Raw genomic sequence first — 21,051 nt, forward strand, 5'->3', positions numbered from 1 at the left:
GTGGGAAACGGACGAGGCGAACCTCTCCACCGACGTCGGTCACGCTGCGGTCCTCACCACCACGGCCCGACGCGCCGAATCAGCATGTCCACTGTCTGCGGGCCCGTAGGCGTCGCTCGGTCCCACGGTCGAGCGACGCGATCGTGGGCATGGACTTCGGCATGTGGATCTCCGTGGCAATCGGAGACCGATGTCCTCGACACCGATCGTCGGCTTTGCAACTCCCGGCAAGATGTCGGTACTTGGTCGACGAACTCACCGACTGCTCGGGAAGGGTTCAGGGCGCGGTGAACAGAGTCGGGAAGCGGGGCGCGAGCCAGGGGCTGCGTCCCCAGGCGAAGACCTGCCCCTGCCCGATGGCCCGCCACGGATTGCGACGGCCCAGCGCGATGAGGAGGAAGGCCACGGGTTCGATCACGATGGTGCAGTCCGGCCGTTCGGGCGGCGTCGGGGACACATGGACAGCGCCGTCGCCGAGGCTGACGCCGAACGCCGTGCCACCCCGGAGACGGATGGCATAGCGGACGGCCAGATCGGCGATGGCGACCGCGTCGACGACGCGCGGCATGACCGAGAGCATGAACGGCATGCACAGCCCGACCCGGTCGCGGTCGATCATGTGCGGGCGCTTCAGCGCACGGGCAAGGTCGTAACCGTGGCCCAGCATGTGCGTCAGAAGGTAGGACGCGAGAACGTGCCGGTCCATCGGGCCCAAGGGCGACACGAGTGCCGGACGGACGGTGCGCTCGTCCCTCGCAGCCCGTTCCACGGCGTCGAGGAACACGTCCGCCTGCTCTGTGATCATCGACGCCAACGGCTGCGCGCGGCGCTGCCCGAACCTGGCGAGGGCATGTGCGTTGGCAGCGGCCAGACCCTGCGGCGTGCCGTCACCGTAAGGGCGTTCGTGCCCGGCGGCGAGGTCGGCCATCAGCTCGTTGGCCAGTGCCAGATGAGCGGCGGCCTCGCCGACCGTCCACTCTGAATCGGGTACGGGAGCGGTCATGTCGGAGGCGCTGTTCACCAGCGCGGCGATGTCACCGGCGGTCTCACGGACCGCTCGTGCGAGCCCTTCGGGCAGCGGCCCGTGAATGTCCTGCTGCGCCGTAGGCTGCACGGTGCCTGATCCCTCCCACTCGCCGCGTCCCTCGCGTGTCCGGCGCGCCGACCCAATCAGACTCAAGGGCGCGCGACAAGCCCTGGAACTCCACGATCCCCTGGCCTCGCCGTGCACTCCGATGGCTACCGACGGATGGGGGGATGGCGATGTCAACCACGGCGAGGGCGAGAGGGTCCCCCCGAGCGGGATGCCCTGCCCGGCTCACCGAAGTCTGCCAGTCCATCGTGGCTGCAGTCCGGGTGGCACGGGCTGGGGTGAGCGAATGCTCCGTCGGTCCGCCGACTCCACACCGTTGACGTTCCTCCGCGAGCACGGCGAAGGCGTGCAGTTGCGGCAGGGGGAGTTGGGGTCGCTCCATACGCCTGGAGATATCAGGTCATGCACGCGGCCGTATTAGACGTATCGATGCCGCGCATTTAGCGTTCGGCGCATGACAGAGCGACGCGCGATCCTCAGCGGCTCGGCCTTCGAGGAGCAGATCGGCTATGCCCGTGCGGTGGTCGACGGCGACCGGGTGCATGTGTCCGGGACGACCGGTTTCGACTACGCCACCATGACGATCTCCGACGATGTGGTGGAGCAGGCCGAGCAGTGCCTGCGCACCATCGAGGCCGCGCTGGCCGAGGCGAAGTGCACCTTCGCCGACGTGGTGCGCGTGCGCTACCTGCTGCCCGACCGTGCGGACTTCGAACCCTGCTGGCCGGTCCTGCGCCGCTGCTTCGGGGATGTCCGGCCGGCCGCCACGATGCTCGTGTGCGACCTCGCCGACCCACGGATGAAGATCGAGATAGAGGTGGACGCACGGCGGCGCGTCCCGCCTCAGGATGGCGCCACGAGGAGTCACCCGGAAGCGCCTGCCGTGCCCGTCGAGGCCCATGAACCCCCCTACTACGCGGCCGTCTTCACCACGGTGCGAACCGAGGACCAGAGCGACTACGCCGAGACCAGCGCACGCCTGGAGGACCTGGTGAAGGGAGTCCCCGGGTACCTGGGGATGGACCACGCGCAGACTCCCGGCGGGCTGGGCATCACCGTCAGCTACTTCCGCGACGCCGACGCCCTGACGGAGTGGCGGACCGACGTCGAGCACCGCGCGGCGCAGCAGCGCGGGCGAGCCCAGTGGTATCAGAGCTACACGCTGCACATCGCGAAGGTGGAGCGGAGCCACGGATTCATGCGCGCGGAGGTCCCGCAGAGCCCGACCGCGGGCTGACGAACCCCGGACACGGTGGTTCACCGTCACTGACCTCGGTGGCGTGTGGTGTCGTGAGGATCGGCAATCGTCGTGTCTCGGGGCGAACGGCTCTCCCGCCGGGCCTCCGCCGCGAGCCGGCCGCACATGACCCGGCTCCACCCCAGCACGCCCCCTTGGCATCGCCCATCCGTGGAGCCGGAAGGCGCTCTAGCGGCGGACCGCCGAGATCAGTCCGCCGGGCCGTTCCTCGCGCTGCGGCGGGGTGCCGATCGGGCGGCCGTAGGCGGCAGCGCACTCGCGCAGGGTGTGGCTCTCGGCCTCCCAGCCGTGCCCGGCCAGCCACCCCACCGGGTCGTCCGGCATCTCCGAGACCCACATGGACGCCGCCGATCCCGGTACGGCGTCGGCGCCGAAGCGCTCGATCACGCCGCGCGAGCCCAACGTGAGCCCGATCCGACTGCCGGCCGCCGACTGCGCGCCGATCCGGGCCAGCAGCAGCTCCACCGCGTCCTCGGGCAGATAGATCAGCAGGCCTTCGGCGATCCACACGGTCGGCGCCGCCGGGTCGTGCCCTGCCGCGGCCAGCGCGCCCGGCCAGTCCTCACGCAGATCCACCGGGACGGTGATCCGCTCGCAGCGTGCGACGGCCCGCTCCTGACGCAGCACCGAAGCCTTGAAGTCCAGTGGCGCGGCGGTGTCGACCTCGAACAGCCGGGTGCCCTCGGGCCAGTCCATCCGGACGGCCCGGCTGTCCATGCCGGCGCCGAGCAGCACGACCTGCCGGATCCCGGCCGCGGAGGCCTGCCGCAACAGGTCGTCCAGAAACTTCGTCCTGATGACGATGGAGAACGCCACGCCCTGCCGACGGCGTCGCGCGGCCTCGTCACCGGGCAGCGGCGGCGAAGAGGGCCCCAGGCCGCCGGCGGTGGCGAAAGCCTGTGCCAGCGGGTCGCGGAAGAGAGCGTCCTCCCGCTCGGACTCCGACGCCCGCACCCTGGCCACCCCCACCGCTGTGGCCCACACTCCCGACGGCCGGACACGCTCCTGCTCATCAGTCACCGCGCCAGCCTAGAGGATCGATTCCAAGGGACCTGATGACCAGGGAAGCCAGGTTCCTGCGCGCCCAGCCGGTCGTGCGCGCACTGACCGCCCATGTCCTCGGGAGAGGACGGCCGGGGAGCGGATGGCGGCGACGGCGGTCTCGACGTCGAACAGCGTCACCACGTCGAGGTCGGTCTCGGGGTGCATGTTGTGATAGTCGCGCATCGGGCCCGACGCGCAGCAGTTCGCGCGCGTGGGGCAGGAACGCCTGCCTCTGTACCCGCCCATCGCCGCGAATCCGCTCCCCGAGTCGCGCACCGGGGCTCGGCGGAGGAGGACGGGCCGGTCGGCGTAGGCTGCGCACAGTACAGGCACGGCCCGGGGGGGGAGCGGATGACGACGTCGGAGTCGGCACAGGGGTGGGAGTCGAGTCTCGATTCGGTCGTGGTGTACGCGCAGGGCGCGGTGTGCCGTCGGCTGGCCCGGGGTGTCGTACCGCCGGACGGCCGGGTGCGGGTGACGGGACTTCCGCGCTCGCTGGACGTGGCGTCGCTGCGGGCTCGTGTCCTGGGCGGTTCCGCGGTGCGTGTCGGCGAGGCGCGGGTGGAGGTCGATGCCGAACCGCTCGGCACCGGGGAGCCCGAAGGGCTGCGGCATGAGGTGGAGCGGCTGCGGGAGGAGTCCGCGGCGGCACGGGCGCGCCGTGATCGTCAGCTCGCTCTGATCGCGGAGGTCGGAGCGTTGCGCCCGGTTCCACCGGCCCGCAGGAAGGACGATCCACATCGCCGTACCCCGGTCGACGCCTGGCTTCGGCTGGCGGACTTCGTCGACGTGCGGCTCACCGCGTTGCACGCCCGCCTCGTCGAACAGGAAGAGGCACTGCGCCACGTCGAGCACGAACTCTCCCTCGCCGAGGACCGGCTCGCCCGCGCCGCCACCGACGCACCGCCGGCACACGTGCAGACCACCGTCTCCGCGGTCCTGACGCTCGACGGTGGCGGGAAGGCGGAGGTCGAGGTGGAGGTGGAGGTGGAGTACGGGGTGCCGGGCGCAGTGTGGGTGCCCGCCTACCGGCTCAGCCACCGTCAGGACGAGGACAGCGGCCAGATGGTGCTACGCGCCTCGGTCGCCCAGCGCACCGGTGAGGACTGGACCGGTGTGCGGATCGCGCTGGCCACCGCCGACCTGTACCGCCGTACCGATCTGCCGAGGCTCCGCTCGATCCGGATCGGGCGTCGGCAGCCCGGGCCCGAACCCTCCGGCTGGCGCGAGCCCCCGGCGGGTCTGGCCGATCTGTTCGCCGGGTACGACGCGGCGGGCCGCCGTCCCGAGCCGACCGCCGCGCCCGTGAGTGTCGGGGCCACCGGTCCCCTTCCGTCTCCGCCGCCTCCGCAGAGCTACGGCGCATCTGTCCCCACGACACCGCCGGGGTACGGTGTGCCCGCTCCGGGACCTGTTCCGGGCCCTGTCCCCGCCCCCGCTTTCCCGCCCGGCGGCGTATACCCGGAGGTCCTGGGCGGCGACCTGGACGGCGTCGTGCCTCCCGTCCCACCGGCGGCGGGAAGCCGGCCGCGTGCCGGTGGCAGGCCGGCCGCGGCCCCCGCCGGCCTGGCTCCGCCCTCCCCCGCCCTCGCCCTCGCCGCCCAGGCTCCCCGTGCCCTGACCCCCTCGGCGCCCGGTGGTGCGGTGCCTTTCGCGCCCGCGGGGCCCGCCGCGCCGCTGGGCAAGGCCGCGCCGGTGCAGCCGTCCCCGGCGGCGGGCCCGCCGCAGCCCAGTGGCGCCGAACTCGACTACACCGCTCTCGTCCTGTGCGGGCCGGACGAGCAGGGCGGCCGCCGAGGCCTGCTGTTTCCCGACGCCCCCTTCGACCCGGTCGCCGCCGAGTACCGTCGGCGCGCCGACGCGGTGGCCGCGCTGCCGCTGCCGGGCCACTGTGTGCGGCCCCGCGAGTCGGCCGGCTCCTTCGACCACCGCTTCGACGCGGTGGCCCGCGCCGACATCCCCTCGGACGGCGCCTGGCACACCGTCACCGTCGATGAGATACCGCTCGGCCTGCGCGTCGAGCACCTCTGCGTGCCGTCCGTGGAGCAGACCGTCTACGCGACGCTCATCGTGTCGAACGCGACCGACCGGGCGCTGCTGGCCGGTCCGGTCGAGGTCACGGTCGGGGACGACTTCCTGGTGACCGCCGCGCTGCCCACGCTCGCCCCCGGCGGGGTCTGCCGGGTGGGGCTCGGTCCGGCCGAGGGCGTCCGGGTCACCCGCCGTACGAACCTGCGCGAGTCGACCGCGGGGATGCGCAACCAGACCACCGTGCTCGACCACCGCGTCCACGTAGAACTCGCCAACCGGCTCGCCGGGCCGGTCACCGTCGAGGTCCGTGAGCGGGTCCCGGTCACCTCGGACGCGGACGTCCGCGTCGAGGAGCGGGCCGACTGGACAGCCCCCCGCGACGGCACCGGACCGGACCACCACGCGCCCGGCACCCGCCTGTGGCGGGTGGAACTGCCCGCCGGCGGCACCACCGCCCTCGAAGGCGGCTACGAGATCCGCATCCCCTCCGGCAAGTCCCTGGCCGGCGGCAACCGCAGGAGCTGACCCACCCCATGCCCACGGCACCGCAGCCGATCCCCCTCCCCGTCACCGCCGTCACCTGCCTGGAGGACCGCGCCCACGTCGAGCGCACGACCGTCCTGGACCTGGCGGCAGGCGTCCAGCGACTGCGCCTCGGGCCGATCAGCGCACTGGCCGTCGACCGCACCCTCCAGGCCGAGCTGACCGCCGGCCACCCGGCGACCGTGCTCGACGTGCGGATCGTCCGCGCCTGGCAGCCGCGCGGTCCGCGCCCCACCGACGACGACTCCGCCCTGCGCCACCACATGGCCCGGCTCGAGGACGAGCGGCTCGCCCTGAAGCAGCGCCGCGACCGGCTGCGGACCCGTCTCGACACGCTCGGCCGACTCGCGGCCGACCTGCTGAGGGAGATCGGCGAGGGCGCCGGCACCGGAGAGGACGAAGGGCCCCGCTGGAGCAGCGAACTGGACCGGGTGGACGCCGAACGCGACTCCTGCGGCGAGCTGTTGCGTGCGGCGGAGGCCCGGCTGGCCGCCCTCACCGCGGAACTCGACGCCGGGCGGCGGGCCCTGGACCTCGCCGAGGACGAACCGGCCGAGCTGACCGGCCACATCGAGCTCACCGTCGAGGCCGCTACCGCCGGACCGGCCGCACTGCGCCTGACCCACCTCACCCCCTGCGCGCTGTGGCGGCCCGCCTACCGGGCCGTGCTCGACGGGGACGCCGTCACGCTGGAGACCGAGGCGATCGTCTGGCAGCGCACCGGCGAGGACTGGTCCGGCGTACAGCTGACCCTGTCGACGGCACGCTCCGCCCTGGCCACGGAACCGCCGTGGCTCGGCGAGGACCGGCTCGTCCTCCAGGACCGGCCGGCCGCCGAGCGCCGCAGCATCGACGTGGAGCTGCGGGAGGAGGAGATCGCGGACCTCGGCCCGGCTCCGGTGCTCGGTCTGCCCGGAGTGGACGACGGCGGCGAGGTACGGGTGCTGCGCTCCCCCGCGCCGGTCTCCGTGCCCGCCGACGGCCGCGCCCACCGCATACCGCTCTCCGTCTTCACCACCACCGCGAGCAGCGAGTACGGCTGCGCGCCCGAGCTGTCTGGGCTGGTCACCCAGGTGGTGCGGTTCGACAACCTGGCCGGCCACGCCCTGCTGGCCGGCCCCGTCGACCTCCTGCGGGGCGGCGGGTTCACCGGCCGCGGGACGCTGGAGTTCACGGCCCCCGGTGCTTCCGTCGAACTCGCCTACGGCAGCCGTGACGACCTGCGTGTCGTCCGGGACACCGAGGAGTCCCGCGACACGGCCGCGCTCACCCAGCGGACCGTGGTGACGCGGACCGTCCGGCTCCATGTGTCCCGGTTCTCCGCCCCGGGCGAGGGGGACGACCGGGTGGTCGTCCTGCGCGAGCGGATCCCGGTCTCGGAGATCTCGGCGGTTCAGGTGCGTCTGCGTGAGGAGGCCTGCTCCCCCGCGCCGGACCTGCTCGACCCCGACGGTGTCGCCCACTGGAAGCTGACGCTCGCGCCGGGCAGTCGGCGCACGGTCACCCTGGTCTACGAGTTGTCGGCGAGCGCCAAGGTGGCCGGTCTCTGACGGCGGGTGGGGCCGGGTCGAAGGTCGCGTCACGAGAGCCGATCAGGGGTGGCTGAGCTGACTCCGTGCGCGGACAGGTGCTCTTCGATTTCGCGTACGCCGCCGGTCCATCGGCGACGGTCATGTGGGTCGTTCCAGCGCCGCGCTCACGGATCATTGCCGGACGCACCCCGACCCCGGCTACAGCAGGCTGTGCTTCCGGTGCTCCGCGCCGTTCTGCGGACGGCGCCGCGTCGCTGCCGGACGGCCGTGGCTTCCCCTGTGCGTCACGACCGTCCGGCCACGTCCGGATTGGCTTGCCGTGGCTGGAGCCGAGCACCCCGGCTGCTCGACGCGCGAGCCAACACAGCGCTGCACAGCCCCAGTCAGCTGGGACTCGACCTCTTGTACGGGGGTTCGCCGCCCCGGACGCCCTGAACGTCCACCTCCGGGCGGCGAGCACCTGGCCTTCGGGTACGGACCGCAGCGTGGTCGCTCAGGGAGTGAACTCCTCGTCCAGACGGTCGATCGCCCCGTCGGCGCCCAGGTGGTACTTGAACACCAGTCCGCTGTTCGGGTTGGCTTCCAGCCAGTCCAGGAACTCCTGGACGCCGATGTGCTGGTTCTCGGTGCTCTCCACGATGGGGGTGGTGACGGTGACGTACGCCGCCTGGTCCATGGGCATGTAGGTTTCCTTGCCCACCGTCTCGAACGGCGCGCCGTCGGAGTCCGCGGGGGCACAGCCCCAGTTGCCGTACTTGACGATGAGACTCAGGGAGCCCCCTTCGGGGGTGTAACGGTAGACCGCCACCTCGTCGGGTGAGATGGGCATCTTGTGGTCGCAACCGTCGTCGGCTTCCGTACCGCCGGAGGCGAGCGGGTCGGCCGGCGCGGGTGCCGAGGGGGCGGGCTGAGGAGCCGAGGAATGCGACGAACCGGCCTTGCCGGTGCCCGTCGTGGACTGGTCCGCGGGCTTGGCGCCGGCCGGCTGGGAAGCGGTCTGCGCGCTGCCGGCCGGCTCTGCAGTCGTGGTCTTCCCGCCGGCGGGGGCCGTCGAGGTCCCGTCTCCGTTGCAGGCCGTGAGCACCACCGTGAGGGCGGCGGCAAGGGCACTGATCACGGTCGTACGGAGAAGGGTGCCGGGTCTGTGCCGGTTCGACTTCTTGGAGGTTGCCATGACGTTCCTGTCTGGTGGGCGGCAGTTCGCGGTAACTGTCGCAGACACCAACGATTTCTGGCCAACCGGGGGTTGGGATGGACCGTCGGTCACCGGGTAGTCGAGAAGACGACGGTGCCTCAGAAGAGCGGATCATCCAGGCGGAGGGGGTCATGTGGCCGGAGTTGTCGCACGCATCAAGGCATTCATGAGAAGCCCACAGGGGCGGCGCACGATCGAACAGGTACGCCGGTCCGCGGCCGACCCACGCCGCCGCGCTCAGGCCCGGCAGCTGGTACGGAGGCTCCGCGGCCGCCGATGAGTCCGGGTGATCGGGGAAGGGGACGCGAGGCGCCGCCGGTTCGGCGTCAGCGGCCCTTGCGGACCCGGGCTGCCGCGCGGGCCTCCGCGGTCTTGCGGGCTTCGGCCGCTTTGCGGGACTCCTTGGCGCGGCCCGGACGCGTGCCGAGGCCGCGGAAGGGGGCGTTGCCGCCGTCGGGCCTCGTCCCGGTCGGCGGGCGCTTCGCGCCGGTGATGGCGGTCAGCCTCTCCTCACCGGAGCGCACCTGCGTGACCACGGGCCGGATCCCGGCCTCGGACATCATCCGGTTCACCTCGCGCCGCTGGTTGGGCGTGACCAGGGTGACGACCCTCCCGGACTCCCCGGCGCGTGCCGTGCGACCGCCTCGGTGCAGGTAGTCCTTGGCGTCGGCCGGCGGGTCGACGTTGACCACCAGGTCGAGCGCGTCGATGTGAATGCCCCGCGCGGCGACGTTGGTGGCCACCAGTACGGTGATCCCGCCCTCCTTGAACTGGGCCAGCGCGTGCGTGCGCTGGGGCTGGGACTTTCCGCTGTGCAGGGCCGCGGCGCGGACTCCGCTGGCCCGCAGATGACGGGTGAACTGGTCCACACCGGCCTTGGTGTCCAGGAACATCAGCACCCGGCCGTCCCGCGCGGCGATCTCGGTGGCGGTCGCGTACTTGTCGGCGGCATGGATGTTCAGCACGTGGTGCTCCATCGTGGCGACCGAGCCCGCCGCCCGGTCGACCGACACGGTGACCGGCTCGTGCAGGTAGCCCCGCACCAACTGGTCGACGTTGCGGTCGAGCGTGGCCGAGAACAGCAGTCGCTGCCCGTCGGAGGGGACCTGGTCCAGAATCTCCGTGACCTGGGGCAGGAAGCCCAGGTCGCACATCTGGTCGGCCTCGTCCAGCACGGTGATCCGTACGTGGTTCAGGTGGCAGTCGCGGCGGGACACGAGATCGGTCAGTCGTCCCGGCGTGGCGACGACGACGTCGGCCCCCGCCCGCAGCGCCGCCTGCTGCCGGTTGATGGAGAGCCCGCCCACCGCGGTCGTGAGGCGTACCTTCAGCGCCTGCGCGTACGGCGCCAGCGCGTCACTCACCTGCTGGGCGAGTTCCCGGGTCGGTACGAGCACCAGAGCGAGCGGCCGCTTCGACTCCGCGCGCAGGCCCGAGGTCCGTACCAGCAGGGCCAGGCCGAACGCCAGCGTCTTGCCGGACCCGGTCCGTGCCCGCCCGAGGACGTCGTGGCCCGCAAGCGCGTTGGGCAGGGTGGCCGCCTGGATCGGGAAGGGCGCCGTCACCCCCAGGCCGCTCATCGTCTCCACCAGCACCGGGGGCAGTCCGAGGGTGTCGAAGGACGTGGTCGGCGCCAGGCCCGGGGACGCCTTCCGCGGGGTCGAGGCATCGGTACGGGGCTCGGTCCCCTGCGGGGAATCGTCGGGGCGGGGGGCGAGCGCGGGGTCCGGCTGCTTCGCGTCCATGGGGAGCCTTTCTGGTCGGGTCTCCGGAACGCGCCGGGGCCCGTACCCCTCGGTACGGGCCCCGGCGGTGTCGAAGCGTTCCCCCATTTTACCAGCGCGTGGCCGGACGGCGGTGCGCTCGTGGGCCGCCGCCCGGCGCCAGGACGGTGGGCCCGGCCGCCGAGCAGGTCTCAACGCCGTTGATCGTGCCAGGGGTCGGACAGGCAATCCCACCGTGCTCGGCCGCCGTGCGGCATGATCGCACCGTCCTGGTGAGTGGCTGGTCACGCGGCTACGGGCGGGCGTCCCGTCTGCGCTGACTGTGCCGCAGTGCGCGACGCTACTTGCCCGGCAGGGTGGCGGCCAGCTCGCCCACCGGGGAAACGTCGTGGCAGGTGCCGTCCCGGCCCCGGCACCACCACACCGGCGGGCCGGCCGCGTCCGATTCGTCCCCGTACCGGTCGTCAGTGGTCCCCGCGGGACGCGGGTGCATTCCGGTCTTGTGTTCCTGGCAGACCGGCCAGACCTGCCAGAGCAACTCCATCACGGTCGACTGCGCCGCATCCGCGACCACGGTCAGGACCGTCGCCGCATCGTGCGGCTCTGGCGGGTCGCCCTCGTCCAGGTCGCACGCGTTCACCGGATTGCCGTGCCAACGGCCGTCGGACATCGCCACATAGACCTGTCCATCGGCGATTCCGCTCGGGGACGATGGCTGCCGAGGCGGGTCCACCATCAGGATCAGCGGCTCCTGACCGGGCAGGGTCGCCATCAGATCACGGTTGACCACGGCGAGCGCGGCCTCCAGTTTCGGCCACTGCCCGGGCTCGGCCGGCCGGGGCTCCGGGAAATGTCTCCGGTCATGGCCGGGACCGAGGCTGCTGGCAGGCGAGAAATAGTTCACGGGGGCATCGTCCCAGCCTCGCCCTTCACCGGCGGCGGAGGGTGACGTCAGGCGGTTCGACGCGGGGCCGGCGCGCGATGAACGCCAGGAGAGGGAAAGCCGGTCTCATCGCGCTTCCGACTCCCCTCGGCCGACGGCCGCGGCGAGACCGTCGACCTGCCCGGCAGGATGCCGTCGAGCGGTTGTGAATCGAGGACGGCGCCCTCATCCGGCCCGTGAACGCGGGTATGCGCCTGGTGGGTCGTCCGGGTCGGACGGCCGGCCCACCGCCTACTGTTTGAGCGACGTGCAAGGCCCTGGCCAGAAGGAACGCCCATGCCCCGCCCTCGTGTCCCGGACGGAACTCCGGGCACCAGCCGCAGCACCTCGGCCACCATTCCCCCGAACATCCTCCGCTACCTCGCCCTGGTCGCGGACGAGTACGGAGTCGACCTCCGGCCGGAACTGACGCGTCTGGGGCTGGACCGGTCGGTGATGGGCTCAGCGGCTCTGCGGGTCTCCTACCGGCAGGGCAGCGCCGTCATCCGGCATGCCGTGGAGCTCACGGGTGACGCGCACCTGGGCCTGCGCGTAGGTGCGGCACAGCACCTGACCGCGTGGGGGCTGCTCGGCTTCGCGCAGTTGGCCGCCGAGACCCTGCGGGACGCCGTCGAGACGGGTGTGCGCTTCCAGAACCTCTCCGGGGCCATGGTGGTCTGGTCGGCCGATGTGGAGGAGGTCGGCTATGTGCTGCGCGCCGAGCTGCCCGACCCCGCGCTCGATCCTGCGGTCGCGGTCTTCCTGGTGGAGGAGGGGTTCGCCAGTGTGGTCACCCTGACCCGGCTGAGCGCGGGCGCCGAGTTCGCCCCGCAGAGCGTCGAGTTCGCCGTTCCCGCGCCGCCCGACCCGGACCTGTTCACCGGGCTGTTCCGCTGCCCGGTGCGGTTCGGCGTGGCCGAGAACCGCATGGTGTTCCCCCTGGTCTGGGCCCGCAGGCCGATGCCGGGCCGGGATCCCGTCACGTACGCCGCCACCCTTGAGCTGTTGGAGGAGGCGATGGCGTCACGCCGCGGCCAGCAGGACCTGCTGGAGGTGCTGGAGATCTCGATCGCGCAGAGCCTGCCCGACGTGCCCTCGTTCGTCGAGCAAGCCCGTCGGCACACCTCCAGCGAGCGCACGCTGCGCCGCCGGCTGGCCGAGTGCGGTACGACGTACGAGGCGGTCGTCGACGGCGTCAGACGCGAGCGGGTCGAACAGCTGCTCCGGCGGCCGGAGTTGACGATGCGTGACATCGCCCGGCAGGCGGGCTTCTCCGACGTGCGGGCGCTCAGGCGGGCGGTGCGCCGCTGGCACGGCGTGGCGCCCCACCAGCTGCGTGCGCCGGCGGGACGCCCTGACGACTGAGACACGGTCGGTGCGGGTCAGCGCGTACGGATCCAGACCGTCTTGCGACTGGTCCACTGCTCGAACGCGCTCGTGGACTTCTCCGCGCCGCCGAAGCCGGACTGCTTCCAGCCTCCGAAGGGTGTGGTGAGGTCCCCCTCGCTGTAGGCGTTGACCGAGACCACGCCCGCCTGGATGCCGCGCGAGAGACGGAACGCCGCGTCGAGGTCGCGGGTCCAGAGGGAGGCGGCGAGGCCGTACTCGGTGGTGTTCGCCAGACGCACCGCCTCCTCCTCGGTGGTGAAGGTCTGCACGGTGACGACCGGACCGAACAGTTCCCGGGTCAGGACCTCGCTCCCGTCGGGAGCTCCGGTGATCACGGTGGGCGGGTAGTAGGCGCCGTGCGGCGGCAGACCGTGCGGCAGACCGGCGGTGTGAATCCGGGCTCCCGCGGCCCGGGACGCGTCCACCGCGTCGGCGACCCGGTCGAGGGCCGTACGGCTGATCAGCGGTCCCATCTGCGTGTCGGGCCTGGCCGGGTCGCCGACCACCAGCGCCTTCGCCGCCGCGGTGAACCGGGCGAGGACCTCGTCCGCGATGGCCCGGTGCACCAGAACACGGGAACCCGCCGTGCAGTTCTGGCCCATGGTCAGAAAGGCGGCCTCGATCATGTTCTCGATCAGCTCGTCGCCGTAGTGGAGTGCGTCCGGCAGCAGGACCTGGGGGCTCTTGCCGCCCATCTCCAGGGAGACCCGTTTGAAGTTGGTGTCCGCCGCGTGGGCCAGGATCCGGCGTCCGGTGGCGGTGGAGCCGGTGAACGACAGTGCGCGCACCCGGGGGTTGCGGGCGAGGGCCGCGCCGGTGACGGAGCCGTGGCCGGGCAGCACCGTGAGCACGCCGTCCGGCAGGCCCGCCTCCGCCGCCAGGGCGGCCAGGTGCAGGGCGGAACGCGGGGTCGCCTCGGCCGGCTTGAGCAGCAGGCTGTTGCCGGCGACGAGGGCGGGGCCGACCTTCCAGGCGGCCATGGCCAGGGGGTAGTTCCAGGGCAGGATCGCGGCGGCCACGCCGACGGGTTCGCGGCTGACCAGTCCCAGGCTGTCGTGCCCGGTGGGGGCGACGCGCCCGAAGACCTTGTCGGCCGCCTCCGCGAACCAGCGGATCGACTCGATCGCCCCGGGCACGTCGCCGGTACGGCACTCGGTGATCGGCTTGCCCGCGTCCTCGCTGTCCAGCCGGGCCAGGAGTTCGGCGTCCCGTTCCATGAGGCCGGCCAGGCGCAGCAGCACCTCGGCCCGCTCCCGTGGGGACCTGCCGGACCAGACTCGGCTCTCGAAGACCCGGTGCGCCCGCTCGGCGGCGGCCGCGGCCTCGTCGGCGCCCACGGCCGGCACGCTCGTGATCAGCTCGCCGTTCGCCGGGTTGACGACGCGCAGGGTCTCCCCGGTGTCCTCGCTCCCGCCGCTCATGCTTCCTCCACCAGTTCCCAGCGGCCGCCGACCTGACGTGCCAGTCCCCTGCGGCGCAGGTCGTCCAGATAGCGGGCCATGCCCCGCTCGCCGCGCTTGCGGAACAGCGGGAGGAGCGTGGGCAGGAGGTTCGGCGCGAGCAACGCGAACCGCACCAGGCGGGACTCACCGGGCCGGACATAGGCTTCGAGCCGCGGCTTGTCCAGCAGGCTCACGACCGCGCGGACGACGTCCGCCGGCTGCTGCGGCCGGTCCTGGAACTGCAGGGCGTTCCCGCCGTCCACGGCCTCCTGGCGGAGCATCTGCGTGTCGGTCGCCGACGGCAGCACAGAGCCGGCCTTGATGCCCTTGCCCCGCAGATCCAGCCCGATGGCGAGCATCGCACCGCGCAGCCCGAACTTCGACGCGGTGTAGATCGGGGTCTCGCCGAGCGGGAAGATGCCGCCCAGGGACACGGTGGTGACGACGCGCGGGTCGCCGGAGGCCCGCAGCAGCGGAAGGGCGAGGCGGGTGGTGACCAGCGGGGAGAGCAGGTTGAGGTCGACCTCCCGCTCGATGCTCTCGACGCTGCGCACGTCGAAGCGTTCGGCGCTGGTCATGCCCACGTTGTTGACCAGGACGTCGATCCGGCCGTGGGCCGCGGCGACGGTGTCCACCGTTCCCTGCACGGCCGCCCGGTCCAGCAGGTCGCAGCCCAGGCCGGCATGACCGCTCCCCGGCAGGTCGGCCGCCGTCCGCCCGGCCCTGGTCTGGTCGATGTCGACCACGACGAGCCGGGCCCCGCCCAGGGCGAAACGGTGACACATCGCACTGCCGATGCCCCCGGCGCCGCCCGTCACCACGATGACCTTGTCACGGAAGTCGTACGTCACGACGCCACCGCCTCGTCCGTCCTGCTCGGCACGGCGTTCGCCCGGGGCGGCAGTCCCGTCGTACGCCAGCCCATCCCCGCGGCGATCCTGCCGAGGTGCTTCACGATGGCCTCGCTGTGGACGTAACCGGTGTGGCGCGGCGAGTCGACGAACTTCAGTCCACCGGTCAGGTCGGGCCGGTCGCTGCGGATCATGCGCGCGAACCGCTCGGCCGTCGGCAGCCCGCTGCGGGCGTCCCGGATGTAGGAGGCGATCAACTGGGCCTGAGTGTCGAAGAGTTGGTAGGCACCCGAGTTCGTCTCCACGAAGCCGACGCCGAACAGGCCCTCGTGCTCGCGGGAGAACGACGACAGGTAGAGGTCGGGGTGCTGTTCGTCGCCGAAGTACTTCTGGGCGGCGGGCACCTTGTGCACGTATCCGGTCGCCAGCAGGATCAGGTCGAAGTCGTCACTGCTGCCGTCGGTGAAGTGGACCGTACGGCCGTCGGTGCGCGCGATCCCCGGCTTGGCCGTCACGTCGCCGTGCTGCAGATGGTGGAGGAGCATCGAGTTGATGGCGGGGTGGGTCTCGAACAGCTTGTGGTCGGGCCTCTGCAGGCCGAGGCGGCGCGGATCGCCGTTGACGATCCGGAGCAGGGTGCCGAAGAGCTTCTGCTGCAGCCACATCGGCAGATGGGGGCCGCCGGCCGCGATGACGTCCACGGGTCGCCCGAACAGATGCTTGGGGATGAACCAGTATCCGCGCCGCATGCTGATCACCGCGTGGTCCGCGGCGCGGGCCGCGTCGCAGGCGATGTCGAGGCCGGAGTTCCCCGCGCCCACCACGAGCACCCGCCTGCCGCGCAGTTCGTCGGCGCTTCGGTAGGTGACGGTGTGGCGGATCTCGCCGGCGAAGTCGCCCGGAAGTCGGGGGATGTTGGGGTGCCACTGCGAGCCGGTGCACATCACGACTTGGCCGTGCACGCTCTCCCGCCCGTCGGCCCGGGTGACCGTCCAGGTGCCGTCGGCGTTCTTCGCCACGCCATGGACCTCGGTGCCGAACTCGATCCGCTCCCTCAGCCCGTACGCCTCGGCGAACGACGTCAGGTAGGCCAGTATCTGCCGGTGGGGCGGATAGTCCGCGAAGTGATCCGGCATGGGGTAGCCGCCGAAGCCGGACAGGGTCCTGCTGGAGATGAAGTGGGCCGACTCGTACATCGGGCTGCCCGGGTTGTCGATGTCCCACAGCCCGCCCGGCCCGGTGTGCCGCTCGATGTGGGTGTACGGCAGGTCGCGCTCCGTCAGCGCCCTCGCAACCGCCAGCCCGGCCGGCCCGGCCCCGATCACGCATGTGTCGTACTGGTTCTCGCTCACCAGTCGCCTCCTCTCCCTGCCCGCGTCGCAGGCCTCGCAGGGAACCTACGCACCGGTAGGTCGGGAGGGACTGACCTCTGCGGCCACGGAGGGGACCTCAGCGGCCAGGCCGCCGGTGCGGGCCCAAGGGACGGGCGACCACTCGGCGCGTATGCGACTCGACGGACCGGCCGCTGACGGCGGCACGCAGGTGCCTCGCCCGGCGCCGGCGGGCCGACCACCGGGCGCCGGCCTGCTCCGGCGGAGACCGGCGGGCTCCGCCGGAGCAGGCCGGACGGCCACGCTCCTCTGCCGTCACCCGCGCCGCGACACCCTCCTGCGTGCTGGGTGGGGTGGATCAGCGGGTGTAGGTGGTCCGGTGTTCCGCGAGGGAGCCGCAGTTGGAGCCGGTCACCTGTACGTAGGTGTTGGCGATACTGCCGCCCCAGTCGACGCAGTGGCCCCTGCCGATGACGTAGGCGGGTCCTGCGTAGGAGCCGTAGTGCCCGTAGTCGTCGTCGCCTTCGTTGGTGTCGGGGACGTAGATCCAGGCGGACATGTCCACGGCGGTGCCGGGGTTGTTGCGGATGGTGACGACGCAGTTGTTGCCGTTGGCGGCGTTGTAGGCGAGGTAGACGGTGCCCAGCGTGCCGACGGGAGCGGAGTTCACGGTCTTGTAGCCGCTGCCGCAGACCTTCTGCGGTGTGGTGTTGGGTGCGGCGGAGGCGGGTGCCGCCAGGGCGGTGGTGGCGCCCAGCGACACAGCGGCCAGTGTGGCGGCGCCCAGTATGGAGTGAGTCAAACGCATATTTCCCCCGGTGTGGTCTTTAGGAGCTGTTTGTTCCTGCCTTGTGTGACGGGCGCGCCCTTCGGATGGTTGTGCCGGAGTTACCGGTCTTTTCGGCCATAACCGGCGTCACGAATGGCCGAGACGGGGCGCAACCGGAGACGTGTGAGCGGTGCGCATGAGGTGCGGGCAGCCCGTATCGCCGCATCCACGAGGTCGTGGTCACTCGCCCAGCAGTCGGCGCAGCCACCGCAGTCGTGCCGCGCGGGCGTCCTGGGAGAGTGCGGCCTGCGGGACCATCCCGTCGAAGCCGTGGAATCCGCCCGGCCACACGTGCAGTTCGGCGATGCCGCCCGCCTGCCAGATGCGGTCGGCGTAGGCGACGTCCTCGTCACGGAAGGTCTCGGCCGAGCCGACGTCGATGAAGGCCGGAGGCAGCCCGGACAGGTCCTCCGCGCGGGCGGGCGCCGCGTACGGTGAGACGTCGGCGGTGCCCCGCGCCTCGCCCAGCAGCGCGCCCCAGCCGGTCTCGTTGGACGTGCGGTCCCACACGCCGAGGCCCGCCATCTGGTGGGCGGAGGGGGTGTCGTTGCGGTCGTCGAGCATCGGGCACATCAGCACCTGCCCGATCGCGCGCGGCCCGTTGCGGTCGCGGGCGAGCAGCGCCACGGCCGCGGCGAGCCCGCCTCCGGCGCTCCCGCCCGCCAGGACGACGCGGTCCGGGTCGCCGCCGATCTCCTTGGCGTGCTCGGCCGTCCACAGCAGGCCCGCGTAGCAGTCCTCGACCGGCGCGGGGTGCGGGTGTTCTGGGGCGAGCCGGTAGTCCACCGAGACCACGACCAGGCCCAGTTCCTCCGCCCAGTCGAGCGGCATGCCCAGTCGGTGGCTGCCCGCCACCATCCCACCGCCATGGATGGTGTAGACGACCGGGCGCGGTTCGCTCTCGGAGCTGGGCCGGCAGATCAGCAGCGGCACCTCCGGCGCGCCGGGCGGACCCGGGACCGACCGTTCCTCGACCTCGAAGAGACCGTCACAGGCCAGCTCCTCGTTCGTGGGGGGCGCGAACGGGCCGTCCGTCCGCCGTCCGGCCCCGATCATGTCGGGGGTGATCGTGGGCGGAAGCCAGGCACCGATCGCCTCGAGCTCGGGGGCGAGTTCGGGGTCGAAGGGCGGGGGGCGCATGACCATCTCGGGTCCTCCTCATGGCGTGTGCGGGGCAGCGGCGACCGTGGGCTTCCGGCGTGGGCGCGGGTGCTGTCTTCGTCGGGACCACGACAGCTCCATGGCCAAGACGACGACTGCCCGCGATCGTCCCCGACCGGACTGGCGAGCTCAGGTCGACGAAGCGGACGGTTCGGCCGGCCGGCGGTCGGCGAGCGCCGGGCGATCAGCCGTCGGGGCGGGCTGTTGTGCGGATCCGGGGGCCGGGGGCAGTCGGGGCACCCAGGCCAGGCCGATCACCGCCGCGAGCAGCATGAAGCCGAACAGCAGGCCGAAGAAGAGCCGGGTGTGGCCCAGGGCGAAGGCGGGCGTGCCCAGGGCGGCCAGTCCGGCGACGGCCCGGGTGAAGGCCATGGTCACGCCGGTGGCGGTGGCGCGCAGCAGGGTGGGGAACAGTTCCTGGGTCCAGACCTTGTAGACGGACTCGCCTGCGAAGGCGTTGCCGACGCCGGACAGGAGCATGACGGCGATCAGCGTGAACCTGTTCGCGCCGAGCAGGGCGGGCAGCGCCCACGCGATGACGATCAACGCTGAGCCGGCGGCGAACCAGAGGTGCCGGGCGGGCTTGTCGACGACCCGCAGGAAGGCCAGGCCGGCCAGGAAGCCGACGGGCAGTCCCAGCAGGGTGAGCCGGGAGAACTGCTCGACTGCTCCCCCGGCGAGGGCGGTCCACAGGAAGGTGCCGAACTGGCCGAGGGTGTTCGCGCCGAGGTTCCAGGCGGCGTAGTAGAGGCCGGTCGCGAGCAGGGCGTGGACCACCGGCGGCCGGAACAGCTCCCTGCCGCGGCGGAACTCGACGGCCTGCGAGGCGGCCGCGGAGTGGGCACCGGCGCCCTGGCGTGCGGCCGTCCACTCGGCGGATTCGCCGAGGGTGAGGCGCAGGAGCAGCACGGCGAGTGCCACGAGGAGCAGGTGGGCGAAGAGGATCCGGCCGCCGAGCATGCCCCGGGCTCCCATGAAGGAGCTCAGGCCGAGCACGGCGACGATGCCGGCGAGCCAGAGCATGCCGGAGAACACCACCATGGTGCCCTTCCTGCCCGGCGGTGCCTCTTCGTTGGCGAGCGCGAGCGAGACGGGCAGGTCGGCGCCGATGGCCACACCTGTCGCCAGGACACCGCCGTACAGCAGGGCGGGTCCGGCTGCCAGGAGGAGCAGCAGGACGCCGGCGGCGTAGAGCAGGAGGGAGAGGGTGAAGACCTTCCGGCGGCCGAACCGGTCGCCCAGCCGGCCGCCGAGGAGCGCACCGGCCGCGAACGCCAGGGTCTGCAGTCCCAGCAGGGTTCCGATGGTTCCGGCGCCGAGCCGGAGCGGGGCGGCGTAGTAGCCGCCGATCGCGATGCCCGAGGTCACCAGCGCCCCGGCGTCCAGGTAGGAGGCCATGCCGGCCAGAACGGCCGTCTTCCAGGGGCTTCTCGCTCGGGCCTTGAGGTCGGGCATGGGCCTCCTCGCTGAGGGCCGGGAAGAGGGGCTGGTGGCCTGGCCCCGCGTCGTTTGCGACCACGGAGAGGGCGGGGCCGCGGGCGGGACCTACTCGTTTCACTTACGCGTGCCAGTCAGGCAATCTGGCAGGTAAGCTAACCGCGGCCGTGGGCTTTGACAAGAGGTGGACCGAGGGCAGGGCGGGTGACCGGAGTGTCCGAAGGCAGGCGAGTGACCAGCGCGGATGTGGCGCGGGAAGCCGAGGTCTCGCGCGCGACGGTGAGTTACGTCCTCAACGACACCCCGCACCAGAAGATCCCCGAGGCCACGCGGCAGCGGGTGTGGGACGCGGCCAGCCGGCTCGGCTATGCGCCCTCGGCGGCCGCGCGGGCCCTGCGGATGGGGCGTTCGGACATCGTGCTCGGTCTGCTGCCGGACTGGCCGATCGAGCACGTCCTCGGGCGGCTGATCCAGCAGCTGACCAACGCTTTCGCCGAGCACGGGCTGACCTTTGTGGTGCATTCGTCGGCTCGCCCCGCGCGCCCCCTGCGGGAGCTGTGGAAGTCCGTGACGCCGGCGGCCGTGCTGGCCCTGCAGGAGTTCGCCGAGCCGGAGGCCCGGGCGATGCGGGCCGCCGGTGTCGAGGTGGTCATGGCGATGCACGGTGCGATCGCGGGGGAAACGCGGGCGCCCCTGGTGTCCGAGCAGCCGATCGGCGCGGTGCAGGCGCGCCACCTCGCGGCATCGCACCGGCGCCTCGGCTACGCCTACCCCGACCTGCCGGAGCTCGATGTGCTGGCGCAGCCGCGGCTGGACGGTGTGCGCAAGGTCTGCGCCGAACTGGGTCTGCCGGATCCCGATGTGCGAACGGTGCCGCTCGATGCGCAGGGTGCCGCCGAAGCGGTGAAGGCATGGCTCGCCCAGGAGCCGGCGGTGACGGGGGTGTGTGCCTTCAACGACGACGTCGCGCTCGCGGTGCTCGCGGGCCTGGGCCGCCTCGGGCTGCGCGCGCCGCGGGATCTGGCCGTGATCGGCGTCGACGACATCCCCTACGCGTTGCTGGCGCAGCCGCCCCTGACCACCGTCTTCCGCGACACGAACACCATCGCGCGGAACATGGCCCGCCGCGTCGTCGACACCCTCGACGGCAAGGCGATCCCCACCGAACCGGTCCAGGACGACCTCGGAATCCGGATCCGGCAGTCCGCCTGACCGGCGCCGCGAGGCCGGCTCCCTGTCGAAGGCCGCGCCGCCTTCAGGCTCCGCCCC

At 72.4% G+C, this 21,051-nt stretch carries 16 protein-coding genes and 2 pseudogenes; 6 read left to right on the forward strand and 12 right to left on the reverse strand.

The window, feature by feature from the left end; translation table 11 throughout:
• Nucleotides 1-277: 277 nt before the first annotated feature.
• The gene (locus ABZ464_RS37040) at nt 278-1,114 is read right to left on the reverse strand and encodes a maleylpyruvate isomerase family mycothiol-dependent enzyme (protein ID WP_359284901.1); all 837 of its coding nucleotides are present in this window, start codon (nt 1,112-1,114) and stop codon (nt 278-280) included.
• A gap of 433 nt (nt 1,115-1,547) precedes the next feature.
• On the opposite strand from ABZ464_RS37040, the pseudogene ABZ464_RS37045 reads away from it, so the two are divergent.
• Together ABZ464_RS37045 and ABZ464_RS37050 are read left to right on the forward strand one after the other, a co-directional pair.
• Nucleotides 1,548-1,907: pseudogene (locus tag ABZ464_RS37045) on the forward strand (RidA family protein); the annotation flags it as partial.
• Nucleotides 1,893-2,330 carry an antibiotic biosynthesis monooxygenase gene (locus ABZ464_RS37050; RefSeq protein ID WP_359285022.1) on the forward strand — a complete coding sequence of 146 codons (438 nt, stop codon included), beginning with the start codon at nt 1,893-1,895 and terminating at the stop codon, nt 2,328-2,330. The pseudogene ABZ464_RS37045 and the gene ABZ464_RS37050, both read left to right, overlap by 15 nt.
• 189 nt (nt 2,331-2,519) lie before the next feature.
• Here ABZ464_RS37050 and ABZ464_RS37055 read toward each other — a convergent pair whose 3' ends face one another.
• Complete coding sequence (locus ABZ464_RS37055; protein ID WP_359285025.1) at nt 2,520-3,335, reverse strand: class I SAM-dependent methyltransferase; 816 nt, start codon at nt 3,333-3,335, stop codon at nt 2,520-2,522.
• A gap of 153 nt (nt 3,336-3,488) precedes the next feature.
• A pseudogene (locus tag ABZ464_RS37060) lies at nt 3,489-3,587 on the reverse strand (LysR family transcriptional regulator); the annotation flags it as partial.
• 159 nt (nt 3,588-3,746) lie between these two features.
• Here ABZ464_RS37060 and ABZ464_RS37065 point away from each other — a divergent pair.
• Complete coding sequence (locus ABZ464_RS37065; protein ID WP_359284904.1) at nt 3,747-5,951, forward strand: DUF4139 domain-containing protein; 2,205 nt, start codon at nt 3,747-3,749, stop codon at nt 5,949-5,951.
• 8 nt (nt 5,952-5,959) lie between these two features.
• Entirely contained in the window at nt 5,960-7,519 is a 1,560-nt protein-coding gene (locus ABZ464_RS37070; RefSeq protein WP_359284907.1) for a DUF4139 domain-containing protein, read from the forward strand.
• Nucleotides 7,520-7,994: 475 nt separating this feature from the next.
• Here ABZ464_RS37070 and ABZ464_RS37075 read toward each other — a convergent pair whose 3' ends face one another.
• The 3 genes from ABZ464_RS37075 to ABZ464_RS37085 all read right to left on the reverse strand — a co-directional run bounded on the left by ABZ464_RS37075 (nt 7,995) and on the right by ABZ464_RS37085 (nt 11,324).
• Nucleotides 7,995-8,675, reverse strand: a complete 681-nt coding sequence (locus ABZ464_RS37075) for a hypothetical protein (protein ID WP_359284909.1) — start codon at nt 8,673-8,675, stop codon at nt 7,995-7,997.
• 347 nt (nt 8,676-9,022) lie between these two features.
• Nucleotides 9,023-10,441: a DEAD/DEAH box helicase gene (locus ABZ464_RS37080; protein WP_359284911.1), complete on the reverse strand. Its 1,419-nt coding sequence runs from the start codon at nt 10,439-10,441 to the stop codon at nt 9,023-9,025.
• 319 nt (nt 10,442-10,760) lie between these two features.
• On the reverse strand, nt 10,761-11,324 hold the full coding sequence (locus tag ABZ464_RS37085) for a hypothetical protein (protein ID WP_359284914.1): 564 nt from the start codon (nt 11,322-11,324) through the stop codon (nt 10,761-10,763).
• 315 nt (nt 11,325-11,639) lie between these two features.
• Here ABZ464_RS37085 and ABZ464_RS37090 point away from each other — a divergent pair, with 315 nt between their 5' ends.
• Nucleotides 11,640-12,707 (forward strand): AraC family transcriptional regulator ligand-binding domain-containing protein, encoded by a 1,068-nt coding sequence (locus tag ABZ464_RS37090; RefSeq protein WP_359284917.1) that lies wholly within the window; start codon nt 11,640-11,642, stop codon nt 12,705-12,707.
• Nucleotides 12,708-12,724: 17 nt separating this feature from the next.
• Here the strand turns inward: ABZ464_RS37090 and ABZ464_RS37095 are convergent, their stop codons facing one another.
• The 6 genes from ABZ464_RS37095 to ABZ464_RS37120 form a co-directional block, all read right to left on the reverse strand.
• Nucleotides 12,725-14,152, reverse strand: a complete 1,428-nt coding sequence (locus tag ABZ464_RS37095) for an aldehyde dehydrogenase family protein (RefSeq protein WP_359284919.1) — start codon at nt 14,150-14,152, stop codon at nt 12,725-12,727.
• Entirely contained in the window at nt 14,149-15,024 is an 876-nt protein-coding gene (locus ABZ464_RS37100) for an SDR family oxidoreductase (RefSeq protein WP_359284922.1), read from the reverse strand. The genes ABZ464_RS37095 and ABZ464_RS37100 overlap by 4 nt, the downstream gene beginning before the upstream one ends.
• A complete protein-coding gene (locus ABZ464_RS37105; protein WP_359284925.1) occupies nt 15,021-16,376 on the reverse strand; it encodes an NAD(P)/FAD-dependent oxidoreductase in 1,356 nt (451 codons plus the stop codon). The genes ABZ464_RS37100 and ABZ464_RS37105 overlap by 4 nt, the downstream gene beginning before the upstream one ends.
• A gap of 337 nt (nt 16,377-16,713) precedes the next feature.
• The gene (locus tag ABZ464_RS37110; protein ID WP_359284928.1) at nt 16,714-17,163 is read right to left on the reverse strand and encodes a spore-associated protein; all 450 of its coding nucleotides are present in this window, start codon (nt 17,161-17,163) and stop codon (nt 16,714-16,716) included.
• A 201-nt stretch (nt 17,164-17,364) separates the two neighbouring features.
• Nucleotides 17,365-18,330, reverse strand: a complete 966-nt coding sequence (locus tag ABZ464_RS37115) for an alpha/beta hydrolase (protein WP_359284931.1) — start codon at nt 18,328-18,330, stop codon at nt 17,365-17,367.
• A gap of 144 nt (nt 18,331-18,474) precedes the next feature.
• Nucleotides 18,475-19,800: an MFS transporter gene (locus ABZ464_RS37120; protein WP_359284933.1), complete on the reverse strand. Its 1,326-nt coding sequence runs from the start codon at nt 19,798-19,800 to the stop codon at nt 18,475-18,477.
• Nucleotides 19,801-20,013: 213 nt separating this feature from the next.
• Between ABZ464_RS37120 and ABZ464_RS37125 the strand changes: the two genes are divergently transcribed.
• Complete coding sequence (locus ABZ464_RS37125) at nt 20,014-20,994, forward strand: LacI family DNA-binding transcriptional regulator (protein WP_359284936.1); 981 nt, start codon at nt 20,014-20,016, stop codon at nt 20,992-20,994.
• Nucleotides 20,995-21,051: the final 57 nt, after the last annotated feature.

It is taken from the genome of Streptomyces sp. NPDC005820 (assembly GCF_040630255.1).
Lineage (GTDB): Bacteria > Actinomycetota > Actinomycetes > Streptomycetales > Streptomycetaceae > Streptomyces.

Bases quoted from the DNA above. Each gene is read 5' to 3' on its own strand.
- ABZ464_RS37075 (WP_359284909.1), bottom strand. From the start codon at position 8,675: ATGGCAACCTCCAAGAAGTCGAACCGGCACAGACCCGGCACCCTTCTC.
- ABZ464_RS37110 (WP_359284928.1), bottom strand. From the start codon at position 17,163: ATGCGTTTGACTCACTCCATACTGGGCGCCGCCACACTGGCCGCTGTG.
- ABZ464_RS37065 (WP_359284904.1), top strand. From the start codon at position 3,747: ATGACGACGTCGGAGTCGGCACAGGGGTGGGAGTCGAGTCTCGATTCG.
- ABZ464_RS37050 (WP_359285022.1), top strand. From the start codon at position 1,893: ATGAAGATCGAGATAGAGGTGGACGCACGGCGGCGCGTCCCGCCTCAG.
- ABZ464_RS37095 (WP_359284919.1), bottom strand. From the start codon at position 14,152: ATGAGCGGCGGGAGCGAGGACACCGGGGAGACCCTGCGCGTCGTCAAC.
- ABZ464_RS37115 (WP_359284931.1), bottom strand. From the start codon at position 18,330: ATGGTCATGCGCCCCCCGCCCTTCGACCCCGAACTCGCCCCCGAGCTC.
- ABZ464_RS37080 (WP_359284911.1), bottom strand. From the start codon at position 10,441: ATGGACGCGAAGCAGCCGGACCCCGCGCTCGCCCCCCGCCCCGACGAT.
- ABZ464_RS37120 (WP_359284933.1), bottom strand. From the start codon at position 19,800: ATGCCCGACCTCAAGGCCCGAGCGAGAAGCCCCTGGAAGACGGCCGTT.
- ABZ464_RS37070 (WP_359284907.1), top strand. From the start codon at position 5,960: ATGCCCACGGCACCGCAGCCGATCCCCCTCCCCGTCACCGCCGTCACC.
- ABZ464_RS37090 (WP_359284917.1), top strand. From the start codon at position 11,640: ATGCCCCGCCCTCGTGTCCCGGACGGAACTCCGGGCACCAGCCGCAGC.